Annotated in this window: 13 protein-coding genes and 1 pseudogene; 7 read left to right on the top strand and 7 right to left on the bottom strand. The window is 70.1% G+C overall.

Annotated features, from left to right (window positions below; all coding sequences use genetic code 11):
- Window positions 1-18: 18 nt before the first annotated feature.
- The gene (locus tag ABZ937_RS08110) at window positions 19-630 is read left to right on the top strand and encodes a TetR/AcrR family transcriptional regulator (RefSeq protein WP_361687327.1); all 612 of its coding nucleotides are present in this window, start codon (window positions 19-21) and stop codon (window positions 628-630) included.
- A 159-nt stretch (window positions 631-789) separates the two neighbouring features.
- Here ABZ937_RS08110 and ABZ937_RS08105 read toward each other — a convergent pair whose 3' ends face one another.
- On the bottom strand, window positions 790-1,263 hold the full coding sequence (locus ABZ937_RS08105; RefSeq protein WP_361687324.1) for an Lrp/AsnC family transcriptional regulator: 474 nt from the start codon (window positions 1,261-1,263) through the stop codon (window positions 790-792).
- A 112-nt stretch (window positions 1,264-1,375) separates the two neighbouring features.
- Here ABZ937_RS08105 and ABZ937_RS08100 point away from each other — a divergent pair, with 112 nt between their 5' ends.
- The gene (locus tag ABZ937_RS08100; protein ID WP_361687321.1) at window positions 1,376-2,422 is read left to right on the top strand and encodes a Glu/Leu/Phe/Val dehydrogenase dimerization domain-containing protein; all 1,047 of its coding nucleotides are present in this window, start codon (window positions 1,376-1,378) and stop codon (window positions 2,420-2,422) included.
- A gap of 202 nt (window positions 2,423-2,624) precedes the next feature.
- On the opposite strand, the pseudogene ABZ937_RS08095 reads toward ABZ937_RS08100, so the two are convergent.
- Window positions 2,625-2,744 (bottom strand): annotated as a pseudogene (locus ABZ937_RS08095) (AraC family transcriptional regulator); the annotation flags it as partial.
- Window positions 2,745-3,003: 259 nt separating this feature from the next.
- The gene (locus ABZ937_RS08090) at window positions 3,004-3,171 is read right to left on the bottom strand and encodes a hypothetical protein (protein WP_361687318.1); all 168 of its coding nucleotides are present in this window, start codon (window positions 3,169-3,171) and stop codon (window positions 3,004-3,006) included.
- A 436-nt stretch (window positions 3,172-3,607) separates the two neighbouring features.
- On the opposite strand from ABZ937_RS08090, the gene ABZ937_RS08085 reads away from it, so the two are divergent.
- The 3 genes from ABZ937_RS08085 to ABZ937_RS08075 all read left to right on the top strand — a co-directional run bounded on the left by ABZ937_RS08085 (window position 3,608) and on the right by ABZ937_RS08075 (window position 8,277).
- Window positions 3,608-5,914 carry a molybdopterin cofactor-binding domain-containing protein gene (locus tag ABZ937_RS08085; RefSeq protein ID WP_361687315.1) on the top strand — a complete coding sequence of 769 codons (2,307 nt, stop codon included), beginning with the start codon at window positions 3,608-3,610 and terminating at the stop codon, window positions 5,912-5,914.
- Between the two features lie 14 nt (window positions 5,915-5,928).
- Window positions 5,929-6,405: a (2Fe-2S)-binding protein gene (locus ABZ937_RS08080; RefSeq protein WP_361687312.1), complete on the top strand. Its 477-nt coding sequence runs from the start codon at window positions 5,929-5,931 to the stop codon at window positions 6,403-6,405.
- Between the two features lie 204 nt (window positions 6,406-6,609).
- Window positions 6,610-8,277, top strand: a complete 1,668-nt coding sequence (locus ABZ937_RS08075; protein ID WP_361687309.1) for a BBE domain-containing protein — start codon at window positions 6,610-6,612, stop codon at window positions 8,275-8,277.
- 72 nt (window positions 8,278-8,349) lie between these two features.
- Here the strand turns inward: ABZ937_RS08075 and ABZ937_RS08070 are convergent, their stop codons facing one another.
- From ABZ937_RS08070 to ABZ937_RS08060, 3 genes are all read right to left on the bottom strand, one after another.
- A complete protein-coding gene (locus tag ABZ937_RS08070; protein ID WP_361687306.1) occupies window positions 8,350-8,928 on the bottom strand; it encodes a GNAT family N-acetyltransferase in 579 nt (192 codons plus the stop codon).
- Between the two features lie 30 nt (window positions 8,929-8,958).
- Window positions 8,959-10,812, bottom strand: coding sequence for an alpha/beta fold hydrolase (locus tag ABZ937_RS08065; RefSeq protein WP_361687303.1), 1,854 nt, complete (start codon window positions 10,810-10,812; stop codon window positions 8,959-8,961).
- 210 nt (window positions 10,813-11,022) lie between these two features.
- Window positions 11,023-11,622, bottom strand: a complete 600-nt coding sequence (locus ABZ937_RS08060) for a TetR/AcrR family transcriptional regulator (protein WP_361687300.1) — start codon at window positions 11,620-11,622, stop codon at window positions 11,023-11,025.
- Window positions 11,623-11,778: 156 nt separating this feature from the next.
- Between ABZ937_RS08060 and ABZ937_RS08055 the strand changes: the two genes are divergently transcribed.
- Window positions 11,779-12,429, top strand: a complete 651-nt coding sequence (locus ABZ937_RS08055; RefSeq protein WP_361687297.1) for a peroxiredoxin-like family protein — start codon at window positions 11,779-11,781, stop codon at window positions 12,427-12,429.
- 81 nt (window positions 12,430-12,510) lie between these two features.
- Here ABZ937_RS08055 and ABZ937_RS08050 read toward each other — a convergent pair whose 3' ends face one another.
- A complete protein-coding gene (locus ABZ937_RS08050) occupies window positions 12,511-12,969 on the bottom strand; it encodes a PPOX class F420-dependent oxidoreductase (protein WP_361687294.1) in 459 nt (152 codons plus the stop codon).
- Between the two features lie 165 nt (window positions 12,970-13,134).
- Here ABZ937_RS08050 and ABZ937_RS08045 point away from each other — a divergent pair, with 165 nt between their 5' ends.
- The gene (locus ABZ937_RS08045; RefSeq protein WP_361687291.1) at window positions 13,135-13,887 is read left to right on the top strand and encodes a GntR family transcriptional regulator; all 753 of its coding nucleotides are present in this window, start codon (window positions 13,135-13,137) and stop codon (window positions 13,885-13,887) included.
- Window positions 13,888-13,915 lie beyond the last annotated feature (28 nt).

The raw sequence follows: 13,915 nt of genomic DNA, 5'->3' as shown, positions 1-13,915 counted from the left end.
GGTACGTAAGCTAGCAGCATGCCGCCCGCACCTGGAGACCGTGAAGCCCGCCGCAAGGACGTGTCCGAGGCGGTGTGGCGTGTCCTCGCCGACAAGGGGTTCGGCGGGCTGACCCTGCGCGCCGTCGCCACCGCGATGGGCGTCTCGACCGGGATGCTCATGCACTACTTCCCGACCAAACGGGCCCTCGTCACGCACGCCCTGGACCTGCTGGAGAAGGACACCGCGCAGCGACCCCGCAGAGCGCGCCCGGCGCCGGGGCTCGCCACGGTGCGCGCGATGCTCCTCGACATCCTGCCGCTGACCCCGGGCGATACCGCACGCAACCGCATCTGGGTCAGCTCCTGGGACCTCTCTCTCGCCGACGACGCCCTCGCCGCGGAGCAGGCCGACCGCTACACCCGGCTGCGCTCGACGATCCTCCCCCACCTGGAAGCCGCACGCGACGCAGGCGCACTCCCCGCGACCGCCGACCCGGAGCAACTCGCCGCCACCGCCGTCGCCTTCACCCACGGCCTCGTCGTCCAGGCTCTCTTCGACCCCGACCGCTTCCCCTTGGACGTGCAGACCGCGATGGTCGACTCCTTCCTCGCCTCACTCACCCGCCGCCAGGACCTGTCTGATAATTGATCTTGTGGTGGGACGTGGAGTGCTGCCGGATGCGGCGTGGGAGCGGACAGCGTCGTCACGCCCGGCAACGTCGACGACTCACCGTCCGACGTGGTCACTGCGGGCAGGGCGTATGCGTCGCGAGCCATTCGCCACCCGCTTCGACAAACTCGCCGACCGCTACAGGTCCTGGCCGGGGGTGGGGAGCCGTACCGGAGCGGTGTTGCTGACCTGCTGGAAGATGACCGACGTGCGGAATCCGGTGATCTCCCCCCGTTTGCTGAGCCGGTCGGTGAGGAAGGCGTGCAGGTGGTCGAGGTCCTGCACGGCGACGTGGAGGAGGAAGTCGTCTCCTCCGGAGAGCACGAAGACGTGGAGTACTTCGGGCAGGCCGCTGGCGAATGCTTTGAACGCGTCGATGATGCCCCGGCTCAGCGGGCGCACCTGAACCGACACTAGCGCCTGCACACCGCGGTTCAGGGCCGCCGGGTCGATGTCGGCGTGGTAGCCGCGGATGACTCCGCGCCGGGTCAGTGCCCGCACCCGCTCCAGGCAGGTGGACGGTGCGATGCCGAGCCGGCGGGCGAGTTCCCGGTTGGACTGCCGCGCATCTGACTGGAGGAGCCGGACAATCTCCGAATCAAGTTCGTCCATGGCCCAGGACCGTACCCCATCTTCAGTCAAACGTTCGGCCAGACAGCCAGCGAGCCAGACGTTCGCGCAGTATGGGCGTGTCATTCCGGACGATTGAAGGGACGGCAAGCTCATGCTCGATCACGAGCAGGTCGTGATCCGTACCGGTCGGCGTTCCCGGCTGCCGGTGATCGTGGCGGTTCACTCGACGGTGCTCGGTCCGGCGGCCGGCGGTCTGCGGCTCTGGCACTATCCCGACTGGCGGGACGGCCTCGACGACGCGTTGCGCCTGTCGGCGGCGATGACCTCCAAGTTCGCCGTGGCAGGGCTGCCCAGCGGCGGCGGGAAGGCGGTCGTGGCCCTGCCGGAGGGGATGGTGCTCGACGCGGATCGGCGCCGCGAGGTACTGCACGACGTGGCGGACGTCATCGTCGCTCTGGGCGGGACCTATGCCACCGGCCCGGATGTCGGGACCGGTCCCGACGACATGGCCTCGATCGGCGACATCACCCCTCATGTGTTCTGCCGACCGGCGCATCTGGGCGGTAGCGGCGACTCCTCCCCGCACACGGCGCAGGGCACGCTCGCCGCGCTGCGGGCCGTGAGCCGGCGGCTGTACGGCACATCGAGTCTGGCGGGCCGTACGCTCTCGGTGGTCGGTCTGGGCCGTGTCGGCGCCGCACTCGCCCGCCTGCTCGCGGCCGAGGGGGCTGCTCTGACGGTGACCGACGTCGATCCGGGCAAGCGGAAGGTCTGCGACGAGGTCGGCGCCGTCTGGCTCTCGCCCGACAAGATCCTCGCCGCAGAAGTGGACATCGTGGTCCCCGCGGCCCTCGGCTCCGTCCTGGACGAGCCGACCGTGCGGGGTCTGCGCTGCCGCGCCGTGGCCGGGCCGGCCAACAACCAGCTCGCCACGCCCGACGTAGCGGACCTGCTGCACCAGCGCGGGGTCATCTGGGTGCCGGACTATGTCGCGAGCGCGGGCGGAGTCATCCACGCCATCAGCGCCGAACTCCACCGCCTCCCGGCCGCCGAGGCCCGCGCACGCGTCGACGCCATCGAGGACACCGTCACCGACCTGCTGCGCACCGCGGAGTCCCGGGGCCAGACCCCGGCGCAGGCGGCAGACGAACTGGCCCGGCGCCGTCTGCGCGCCGCCCCCGGCCCCACGGGGCCGTGATCCCCGACACGGGTACCGCCGTCGATCTGCCGCCCGGCGGACGCGGGACGGCATCGTCCATGTCGAGAACCACCTGAACACGCGCGCACCGGGCGCCCGGGGAGCGCTGGGCGCCTGGTTCCGTGGCCGCGAACGGAACATGTCGGGCATCGGCCGGCCGCTCGAACTGACCTGCCCGTGAGGTGACCGCTCCCCCGGGCCCTCAGGAGATGTGTCTGAGTTCGCGCCAGCCTTGCGGTGACATCCCGTAGGCGGCCTTGAACGCGCGACTGAAGTGCGAAGGGGACTTGAATCCCCATCGGGGGGCCAGCGCGCTGATGGTCTCCGTGGTCGGTGGGACGCTTGCCGGCGAACACCTCGGGGTGGGCATGGGCCACGGTGTCCGGGTCGTCCGGCCAGCCGGGGGTGAGCGGGGCGAAGCCCTCCTCGGCGAAGACCGTCGTCCACCGGCCCCAGCTGCTGGGGAGCCGCCAGTGGCCGTGTACGAACACGATGGGTGTGCGGCCGCTCGCGTTGACGCGAGAGATGTGCTCGAGTTCTTCCGCTGTTGCCATGAGGGAGTCCTTCTCGGGAGGGTCGGCTCAGTGCTCGGTCAGGCTGCGCGCGGCCGGCCTGATCAGGTTGGTCACGGCGTCGGGGTGGCTGCGCAGGGGCAGGTGGGAGCTGGCGACCTCCACGGTCCGCGAGTCGGCCCGCTTCGCCTGGAACCGCTGGAGTCCGGGTGCGATGCCGCGGTCCCGTGTCGCCACGAGGTTCCAGGACGGAAGGGAGCGTCATGCGGCGGCGGAGACCTTGTCGTTGAACGCCGACGCGCTCAGCGGTCGCTGGACGGAGGCGGGCACGCGAGCCGTGGAGGCGGGCGCATCGGCGGCGAAGACACGCCGGAAGAGGTCCGTCTTGATGTAGAGGTCGAGGCCCTGGGACCCGTCCGGCGAGGTGACGCGGGCGGCCGAGCGACGCCCTTGTCGCGGCCTCGACCTCCGCGTGGCGCCGCCACTCCCGCGGGGTGAGTGCGTAGGCGGTGACGGAGACGAGCAGTGCGCGGACGAGGTCGACCGCACACATTTTGCGCCGGCTGAACGCGCTTTCGTTCGAAGGCCCGGCCTCCGCCACCGCTGAAAGCAGGAGAAGTCCGTGATAGAAACCCCGAGTTGGGTGGTGCCACACGTGCGGAGGTCTTCGTCCATGACCAGCGCTGATCGTTCGAGCCCCCGGGAATCCGGAGCACGCGTCGTCGGGCGGAGACGGTTCCTCGGGTACGTGCTGGCGGCGCCGACCCTGGTGGCCGCCGCCCAGCTCGGTACGGCGCCCGAGGCCGAAGCCGGCATTCCGTCACCGGAGCCCACCGAACTGCTCGACCTGAACGACGTGATGACCACGGCGGCGCTGCCGACCTCCAGCCTCATCACGGTCGAGGTCCACACGGACGGCGCTGTGTCGTTCGCTTTGCCGCGGGCCGAGGTCGGGCAGGGAATCACGACGTCCACGGCCATGCTGATCGCCGAGGAACTGGACGTCCCCCTGGACCGGATACGCGTGACTCTGGCCGACGCTCGGCCTGAGCTGCTGTTCAACCAGCTCACCGGCGCGTCGAACACGACCATCTCCACGTACCACCCGATCCGGGTCGCCGCCGCGGTGGCTCGGGGACGGCTGCTCCGGGCCGCCGCGGTCGAGCTGGGCGCGGCGGTCACCGACCTCACCCTGAAGGCCGGAGTCGTCACGGATCCGGTCGGCCGGAGCATCGGCATCGGCGCACTCGCCGAGAAGGCCGCGAGCATGTCGACGCGGCAGGTTCTGGTGGAGCTCAAGCCGCGTGCGGAGTTCACCGTCATCGGCACCCCGCGCGGCCGGGTCGACGCGCTGGCCGCCGTCACCGGGCGCAAGAAGTTCGCGATGGATCTCGACGTCCCGGACGCCAAGCCGACCATGGTGTGCCGGCCGCCGACCATCAACGGCAGGGTCGGCTCGGTGTCCAATCTCGCCGAGGTCCTCGCCATGCCCGGCGTCACCGACGCCGCCGTGATCTCCACCGGGGTGGCGGTGCGCGCGGAGACCTTCGGCCAGTGCATCGACGCGGTGCGCGCCCTGGACGTCGACTGGCGGCCAGGCACCGCCGAAGGGCAGTCCGACGAGACCGTGCTGAAGGAGCTGCGGGCCGCCGAGCCGCCCCTCGGGCTGCCGCCGCTCACCCCGAGCGTGGAAGGCAGGTTCACCTTTCACTTCCGCGGCAACAGCGCGCTGGAGCCCAACTGCGCGGTGGCCGACGTACGTTCCGGCCGCGCCGAGATCTGGGCGTCGCTCAAGTCACCGATCGTCGCCCAGGAGGCCATCGCCGCGAAGCTCGGGCTTCCGGTCCACGCGGTCACGGTGCACGTCACCGAAGGCGGCGGCTCCTTCGGACGCAAACTGTTCTTCGACGCCGCCCTGGAGGCCGCGGAGGCGTCCCAGAAGATGGGCAGACCCGTCAAGCTCATGTGGCACCGCGCCGACGACTGCCGCCAGGGCCGCGTCCATCCCATGGCCACGTCACGTGTGCGCATCGACTACCTCGGCAACACCGTGCTCGGCTACAAGCAGCGGCACACCAGTGTCTCCACCGATCTCAGCCACGGACTCGGCGAGATCTTCACCGCGCTGGCCGCGAAGCTGCCGGTGGGCGACCTCGGGTTCTCCCAGACCTTCTTCCACCTGTCCCAGTCGATGCCGTACGCGTTCGGTGCCAGCAGCCGGCTCCTCAGCGAGACGAACAAGGACTTCAACACCGGCAGCATGCGCAACGTCTACTCGCCCGACGTCACCTGCGCCCGCGAACTCGTCGTCGATCAGCTGGCGGCGAGGATGGGCAAGGACCCCTACCGGTTCCGGCACGACTTCCTGCACGACGACCGCTCCCGGGCGGTCCTGGACAAGGTCGCCGACGTGGGCGACTGGGGCCGGACCATGGAACCGGGCACCGCGCAGGGCATCGCGTTCCACTCCGAGTACCACTCCGTCAGCGCGGCGCTCGTGGAGATCGACTGCCGGCCGGAGACCGTTAACCGTCCCATCCGCGACGGCGTCGCCGGCCCGCGCGTCACCAAGGCCGTCTTCGCGGTGGACGTCGGTCTCGCCGTCAACCCGCGGGGGCTGGAAGCGCAGATGATGGGCTGCATCATGGACGGCATCGCGCTCGCCCTGACGTCCAGCCTGCATCTGCGCGACGGCCACTTCCTCGAAGCCAGCTGGGACAACTACTTCTACACCCGGCAGTGGAACACCCCGCCCGAGCTGCGGATCATCGTCATGCCGACCACCACCGGGGAACCCGGCGGTGCGGGTGAGCTGGGCGTCGCCGCGTCCATGGCCGCCGTCGCCTGTGCCTACGGCCGCGCCACCGGCACCATGCCCACCAGCTTCCCCATCAACCACGGCACCCTGTCCTTCACTCCCAAACCGACCGTCCCGCCGATCCCGCCCTCCCCGACCGACGGCCTGGACCACGCCCACTGACGCAAGGAGCCCCCGTGCCCGAGCACACATTCCGCCTGAACGGCGAGCAGGTCACCGTCGACGTCGCCGACGACGTGCGGCTGTTGTGGGTGCTGCGCGACGTCCTGGGTGTCACCGGCCCCAAGTACGGTTGCGGTATCAACGTCTGCAAGGCCTGCACCAGTCACCTCAACGGCAAGGCCGTCAACCCCTGCGCGATCCCGGTCAAGGACCTGACGCCGACCGACGAAGTCACCACGATCGAAGGGCTGCCGGCCACGGTGGGCGCGGACCTGCACCCCATGCAGCAGGCGTGGCTCGACCACGACGTAGCGCAGTGCGGCTACTGCCAGCCGGGGCAGATCATGACCGCCGTCGCGCTGGTCCGCCGGGCGGCGGAGGAGGGCCGCGAGATCACGGACGCCGACCTCGACGGCATCCGCAATGTCTGCCGCTGCGGCACCTACTTCCGTATCCGCGAGGCGATCCAGGCCGGCGCCCGGAACATGTGAGGCGAGCGCTGCCGGAGGATGCCTTCGGCGCGCTGGTCGAGGCGGGCCGCCGGGCGGCGGGTGCGCCCGGCGTGAGAGCGCACGCGGGCGATGACGGTCTGCTCCCGCGCCTCCCGGGCCCTCACCCGGACGGCGGAGTCACCAAGAGTGACGGCGATCTAGCCTCCAGTCACCGAGATCGTCACCTGCCCTGGAGGTATCCCCATGCCCAACGAGCCCCTTCTCTCCCAGCCCGTCGGCCCGACAGAGGTCGGCCCGGGCGATCCCCGCTACGAGGCACTCCGCCGGGGATTCAACCAGCGTTGGGTCGCGATGCCCGACTACGTCGTGGTGGCCACCAGCACCGCCGATGTCGTCGCCGCCCTCAACACCTACCTCGCCGGCACGTCCGACCTGGACTCGCCGCCGCGTCGCATCACGGTCCGCTCCGGCGGGCACTGCTACGAGAACTTCGTCTGCGGTGACGACGTGGCCGTCATCATCGACGTCAGCACCATGGACCGTGTCTACTACGACGCCGAGATGGAGGCGTACTGCGTCGAGGCGGGCGCCACCAACTGGCACACCGTCACCCAGCTGTACCGCCGGCACGGCCTGGCCCTGCCCGGGGGCTCGTGCTACTCCGTCGGAGCCGGCGGCCACATCTCGGGCGGTGGCTTCGGCCTGCTCTCCCGGTGGCACGGCCTCACGGTCGACTACCTGTATGCCGTGGAGGTGGTCACGGCGCGCAACCTCACGCACGCCGAGGTCACCGTGGCGCGGAAGGACTCTCCGGAACGCGCGCTCCAGGACCTGTGGTGGGCGCACACGGGGGGTGGCGGCGGCAACTTCGGCGTGGTCACCCGCTACTGGTTCCGTGACCTGCCCGAGCCGCCGGCCCAGGTGCTGACCAGGGCACTGGCCTGGGACTGGGACATCTTCAAAAGGTCCCCCGACAAGTTCAAGTCCCTGGTGCACCGTTACGGCGAGTTCTTCGTGGCCGAGCACACGGGCCAGGGCGGCCCGGACTTCCTCGGCGACCTGGATTACCGCGATCTGTTCACGCTGCTCAAGCTGACCAACCACGCCAAGGGCAAGGTCGGCCTGATCATCCAGCTCGACGGCACCCGGGACGACTCGATCGAGCGGCTCAACCGCTTCCTGAACTGGCTCGCACCCGAGGAGGTCTACCCACAGACCCTCTTCGACCTGCAGATGGGCGAACACCCGCCGCTCAACGACCAGTACATCCCCACCCGGCTGCCGTGGCTCACGGCGACACAGAACTTCAACGACTCCGGCCCGAGCCGGTGCGGGAAGTACAAGTCCGCCTATCACACGGGGAACTTCACCGACCGCCAGCTCGACGTGCTCTTCGACCACCTCACGTCGGACTACGACAACGAGGACGCCCTGCTCCAGGTCGACTCCTACGGCGGCCGGATCAATGACGTCGACCCGTTCGACACCGCTGTGCCCCAGCGCTCGTCCGTGCTGAAACTCCAGTACCAGACCTACTGGACCTGGGGAAAGGACGCCAACCACGACGGCGTCTGGGACTACCAGGACGCCCTGGCCGACGCCTCCATCGCCGCGCCGCACCTGAAGTGGATCCGCGACTTCTACCAGGACATGTACGTGGAGACCGGTGGCGTGCCCGTGATGCCCACCCCGGAGGTGCCCGCGAGCGTCAACACCGACGGCTGCTACATCAACTATCCCGACGTCGACCTCAACGACCCGGATTTCAACGACCCGTTCAAGGGCCAGCCCTGGCACCTCCTGTACTACGGGGCCAACTACGAGCGGCTGCAGCGGGCCAAGGCGCACTGGGACCCGCGGAACGTCTTCCGTCACGAGCAGTCGGTGCGTCTCCCGGGAGCGGATGACTGAGGGACCAGGGCCGGTCGGTCTCTCGGGGCGCTGCATGTTCACTTGGGCGATGTGCGCAACGCCCTGAGGGGCCTACGGCACCCGGCGTGCCATGAAGAGCGCTGTTTCACCTGCCGACTCCGTGCCGTCGTAGAGCGAGGTGTCCAGTCCGCAGAAGGCGAAGCCCATCCGGAGGTAGGCGCGGATGGCGGGAGCGTTGACGTTGCTGACCTCAAGCCACACGTGGACGGCGCCGTACTCCTTGGCGAAGTCGAAGGCGTGGTCCATCAGCGTGCGCCCGATCCCCTTGCCGCGCCAGGCCGGCGCGACCTCGATGTCGCTGATGGTCAGGCGCGCGTTCCACGGGTCGAAGGAGGTCTCCACGAACCCGCACAGCTCGTCCCCGTCGACCGCGACCACCGTCCGGCTCAGGTCGGGGTCGTCCTCGTCGTTGCTGTCGTCCGCAGCGGGGAAGACCTTGTGGAGGGGTGGGTCCACCGGTGTCTGACGGATCCTGAAACCCTCATCGGTCGTTTCCACTTCGAACGCGGCATCCGTCGTGAACGAACCGTCGAGCCGCGCAAGGGCCTCGCCGTCCTCGGGGCGCGCCAGCCGGTAGGCGACGGCCCCCACCGCACCCAGCGCCGTCGCATGGTCGGAAGTCTTCTCCATGGCACGACCGTACGTCCTCATGACGTCGGGTCAGCCCAGGGGCAGTACCAGGCAGGAGGCGCTGTCGGCGGGCGAGCTGATCGTCGTGGTGCTTCCGTCGGCGTTCGCGTCCGAGTTCGCGTCCGAGTAGAGCTGGTCCATGCTGTTGACGACCAGCATCAGCCGGTGGTCCGGGGCGAGGTCGTAGCCGGCGGCTTGCAGCTTCCAGGTGACGTTGCGGTCCTGACCGGGGGTCAGGTCGGTGAGCATGACGGGTTCGTGCGTGATGATGCGGGCCGTGTTGTCACCGCTGACGTCGAACAGGTAGGCCACGAGGGTCGTGGGCCCGGCCGAGTTGCGCACGGTCAGGGTGAGTTCGGGGACGCCGCGGATCCGGCGGGCCGCGCCGCCGTCGCCGCCCGCCGCCGGGATCGGAGCGCTGGTCCAGACAGCGAGGTTCTGACGGTCGAACTTGTCCGTGATGTAGGTCTTCGGGCTGCCCTTCCACTCGGCCTGGCCGGTCGTGATGATGGCGTCGACCGCGGTGGCCTCGGTCAGCTGCCCGGCGGTGAACTCCCGCTCCCAGCCCGTCTTCGGATCGGCCTGCAGGCCGCCGTCGATGCTGCCCGACGCGGTCTCGGTCAGGTACCAGCGTTCGGTGGAGGTGGTGACGTCGCCCCAGGACGGCCTGGGCTCGCGGACGGCCGGTTCGGTGATGACGTTGTCCCCGGTGTCGGGGTCGATCCGGGTCCGGTACGTGAACATGATCTGGCTGCTGACCGGGGACCAGGCCGGTGCGTCGTTGCCGACCCCGCGCACATGGTGGTCCAGCCAGGCGAATGCCTCGTCGACCGGCGGATTCGGCCCGCTGAACGGGATGGTCAGGCCGGCGCCCTCGGGCCCGGCGTGGTCGCCGATCCACAGGTTCAGCCGCTTGGGCACGGTCAGCCGCTCGAAGTGTTCGATGACCTGGTTGACCGGGAACAGCGTCTCGTGCCAGGTGTGGGAGAAGAACGTCGGAACGGCGCGCGCGTTGGTCTCGTCGACATAGGACGCCGGCGCCCGCTCCTTGCCCCAGGCCACGACGTCGTCCATGTTCCGGCCGGCCTGGAAGTCGGCGAGGATCTGCCGGGTGGCCGCGTCGAACTTCCGCTCGACCGGGCCGCCGGTGAAGTCGATCAGGGCGGTCACCGCTGCGAGATGCCGGGTGTCGTGCTGGTAGAGGCTCGTGGCCAGGTCGCCCCAGGTGCTCAGGGCCACGACCGCGTCCACGCGCCCCGCCGGATCGTTCGCGGCGACCAGCTGGCTGATGCCCGAGCCGTACGACTCGCCGAGGAAGGCGATCTTGCTTGGTTCGAAGTACTGCTGGGCGTAGTCGATGACGGTTGAGCCGTCGGCCCAGTCCGCGGGTCCGGCCACGTCGATGGTGCCACCCGAGGTGAACGGGGCGTCGATGTAGCCACCGCCCGGGATGGGGGTCGTGAGTCCCATTCCACGCGGGGTGTAGGCCAGGACGTGGTAGCCGCGCAGCGCCAGCTGGAGGTACGTGTACTCGAACAGGACCCAGCCGAACGGTGTCCAGCCCGCGGGGACGATCACCACGGGCCGGGGCTCGGCACTCCTGAGTTTGATCGTGTGGGCCGACAGCCGGACGCCGTCGTCGGTGGTGATCCGGGGAAAGCCGATGGTGGCCGCCTGCCGCACCTGCTCCGTGAGCCGCTGTAGATCCTGGGTCAGCACCGTCCTGTCCGCCGAGCCCCGCAGTGTGGCGACCAGCGCCTCGGCGGCGTTGACGGCTGCCGGGTCGAGGGAGGTCGCCGAGATGTGGATGCCGTGCTCGGCGACGCGGCTCAACTGTGCCTCGGTGACCGTGCTGATCTCGTGATCGTCCTGCGGGGTGCTCACGAAGTCTGTCCTCTCGCTACCGCCGGCCGAGCCGTGAAGCGGCCGACATGTGCTGTCTGCCGGAGATCCCGGCACACCTCCTGGATCCTTTCCTCCGCCACAGCACCGCGCCCAGGGCGCGCGGAAGCGCAGTCACCACCTGGGGGTGAAACGAGCGCCCCTGGAGTGCCGTGCGCACTCCACCGTCGGAGTGGCTCGGTTCGGGCCGTCTCACACGGCGGGCGGCCGGCCGATCGACTTCAGCGCGGCGGTCACCGTCCTGCGCAGCGCCTGGGCGTCGGCGCCGGCGCGGGAGCGCAGGTTCACGCCGTAGGCGAGCAGGACCAGCAGATCGGCCGATGCCGCCGGATCGGACCCCGCGGCCAAGTGGCCCTCGCCCTCGGCCCGGACGAGTGCCGCGTGCAGCGCGTCCCTCAGCTCCTGGTGGTGCTGGTCGAGAATGGTGCGTACGTCGGGCGCGTCGATCTCGGCGCCCGCGTGGGCGTTGGCGACCATGCAGCCCCAGCGGGCGTACTCGCCCGAACACCGGGTCGCGATCAGGCTGTCGAAGAACTCGGCGATGGCGGGAAGTCCGCGGTCGTCCTCCGCGAGCCGGCGGAACATGGGCTGGGAGCGCCGTTCCCGGTAGCGGCGCAGCGCGGCGAGATACAGCTCCTGCTTGCCGCCGAAGGTGGCGTACAGGCTGGAGCGGTTCAGGCCGGTCGCGGTCACGATGTCCTGGATCCCCGTCGTGGCCACGCCCTGCTTCCAGAACAGCCGGACCACGGTGTCCAGGGCCGTGTCCGGATCGAAGTGCTTGATGTCCGGCATGTCTTACCCCGCCATCTTGAAATATCGGTTCCAAGATACCCCGCTCACACCATCTCCTGGCGCGGGGTCGCGCCCTGCCACTATCTTGGAACGAGCGTTTCAAGTATCGGGCGGGGCATGGGCCCCGTGCCGCCGTCAACCGGGAGGAAGGGCAGCATGACCAGCCTCAACGCCGAACTCCGCGCCTTCTACGAAGCCCGCCGACAGCAGATCCCCGCCGAGGTACGGCAGGTCATGCAGCGGGCGGGCCAGGAGCTGGCCGACTCCGGGCAGGCCGACCGCGCGCTCACGGCCGGCGACCGGGCCCCGCGCTTCCGCCTCCCCTCGGCGACCGGCGCGACGGTGGCCCTGGACGACCTGCTCGCCACGGGCCCGGTGGCCCTGACCTTCTACCGCGGCGCCTGGTGCCCGTACTGCAACATCGCCCTGCGCGCCCTCCAGCGGCACCACGCCGACATCACCGCGCGCGGTGCCCGCCTGGTCGCCGTCTCCCCGCAGATCCCCGACGAGTCCCTGTCTCTGACGGAGAAGCACGACCTCGCCTTCGACGTCCTCAGCGACATCGGCTCGGACACCGCCAAGCAGTACGGCCTCGCCTTCGACCTCCCCGACGACCTCGCCGCCGTGTACGACAGGCTCGGCTTCGACCTCCAGCGCGTCAACGACGGCCACCCGCGCACCCTTCCGCTGCCGGCCACCTACGTGATCGACCGGGCGGGCACGATCCGCTGGGCCTTCGTCAACTCCGACTACACCGCCCGCGCCGAGCCGGCCGACATCCTCGCGGCGCTCGACGCACTCGGCTGAATCCGGAGCGCGAGGAAGCCCCGTCCAGGACCTGGGTGCGCGCGGAGGTGCCAGGGCCGTACGCCGGACAGGACGCGCGGGTCACTCCCCGGGCCTGGGCGGGTTCCCCGCGCCGGGGGCGCCCTGTGGGAGGGGCTCCACGCCGACCACGTGCCGTACCTTCGTCGGCTCGACGTACGCGATGACGCGTCGTTCGCCCGGGATCCCCCACTCGAACCGCTCGGTGCCGACGTACTTGGCCGCCAGCCGGTCCATGTTCCGGTCCGCTTCCGGGCCCTCGACGAACCGGACCACCCGGCCGCGTATCTGCACGCGGTCGTAAGGATCGGCCCGGTCCGCGTGGGACAGGCACACGCGCGGATCACGGCGGAGATTGCGTTCCTTGATGCGTCCGACGGCGGTGTTGAAGAAGACCAGGTCGCCTTCGAGGCCGACCCACATCGGGCTGACGTGCGGCGCCCCGTCGGCATCGACCGTGGCGACGTACCAGATGTCCGGGGCTTCGATCCGTTCGCGGATCTCCTTGGGAAGCTCAGTCATGGGGCCGTCCTGCCCCGCCGGGCCATCGACCAAGCACGCGAAGCAGCCGTAGGCGCATGAACGCCCAGCGTATTTCTACTCCAGCAGCTTTCGACCGGTGCAGTAGCTTTCCGACTCCGCCCGGAATCACCTGCTGTAACGCAGTAGAACAATGGAGGGTCGCCCATGCCCCGAGAGGCGCCGTACCTCGCAGTGGCCGAAGTGCTGCGCGCGCGGGTTCGCGCGGGAGAGTGGGAGATCGGGGAGCGTCTGCCGTCCCGTGCGCGGCTCGCCGAGGAGTACGGGGTCGGGCGCAACGTCGTGCAGCGGGCCGTGGACCGTTTGATCATCGACGGTCTCCTCGAAGGACGCGCCGGCTCAGGCACGTATGTCCGCCTGCCGCGTGAGCGCCTGCGGCTGGTCCGCTCGCGGCACCGCGATCGCCGCGGTGGCTCCCTCCCCGACCTGGGGGAACGGGGCAGGGCCAACGCCTGGGACGCGCACAGCCAGGTGCGCGTCCCCGCCCCCGGGGCGATCGCCGAGCGGCTCGCCATCAGCCCCGGGGATCCGTGCGTCCACACGCACTACGAGTTCCTCGCCGACGGCCGGCCCGTGCAGCTCTCCGAGTCCTGGGAGCCGATGGCCGTCACGGACGGAACGCCGATCGTGCTGCCCGAGAAGGGCCCCCTGGCGGGCAAGGGCGTGGTCGAGCGCATGCGCTCCATCGGCGTGGTCATCGAGTCCGTGGTGGAGGTGCCGCGCCCGGCCCGTGCCACCCAGGCGCAGGCGCATCTGCTGGGGATCGGCGTCGGGGACCTGGTGCTGCAGATCGAGCGGACCATCTACGACACGGACGGTCGTCCGGTCGAGACCGCCGACATGGTCATTCCGGACGCGCTGCGCGAAGTGGTCTACGAGTTCGGCGTCGACCGCCCCTAGCCATCGGCCGATCGAAGAGATCACCACG

The sequence above is a fragment of the Streptomyces sp. NPDC046727 genome, assembly GCF_040645635.1.
Lineage (GTDB): Bacteria > Actinomycetota > Actinomycetes > Streptomycetales > Streptomycetaceae > Streptomyces.
Note: the sequence above shows the minus strand (reverse complement) of the source record. Positions and strands in the feature narration are given on the sequence as shown.

Coding starts and splice junctions, on each gene's coding strand:
- ABZ937_RS08110 (WP_361687327.1), top strand. CDS start 19: ATGCCGCCCGCACCTGGAGACCGTGAAGCCCGCCGCAAGGACGTGTCC.
- ABZ937_RS08105 (WP_361687324.1), bottom strand. CDS start 1,263: ATGGACGAACTTGATTCGGAGATTGTCCGGCTCCTCCAGTCAGATGCG.
- ABZ937_RS08100 (WP_361687321.1), top strand. CDS start 1,376: ATGCTCGATCACGAGCAGGTCGTGATCCGTACCGGTCGGCGTTCCCGG.
- ABZ937_RS08085 (WP_361687315.1), top strand. CDS start 3,608: ATGACCAGCGCTGATCGTTCGAGCCCCCGGGAATCCGGAGCACGCGTC.
- ABZ937_RS08075 (WP_361687309.1), top strand. CDS start 6,610: ATGCCCAACGAGCCCCTTCTCTCCCAGCCCGTCGGCCCGACAGAGGTC.
- ABZ937_RS08070 (WP_361687306.1), bottom strand. CDS start 8,928: ATGGAGAAGACTTCCGACCATGCGACGGCGCTGGGTGCGGTGGGGGCC.
- ABZ937_RS08060 (WP_361687300.1), bottom strand. CDS start 11,622: ATGCCGGACATCAAGCACTTCGATCCGGACACGGCCCTGGACACCGTG.
- ABZ937_RS08055 (WP_361687297.1), top strand. CDS start 11,779: ATGACCAGCCTCAACGCCGAACTCCGCGCCTTCTACGAAGCCCGCCGA.
- ABZ937_RS08050 (WP_361687294.1), bottom strand. CDS start 12,969: ATGACTGAGCTTCCCAAGGAGATCCGCGAACGGATCGAAGCCCCGGAC.
- ABZ937_RS08045 (WP_361687291.1), top strand. CDS start 13,135: ATGCCCCGAGAGGCGCCGTACCTCGCAGTGGCCGAAGTGCTGCGCGCG.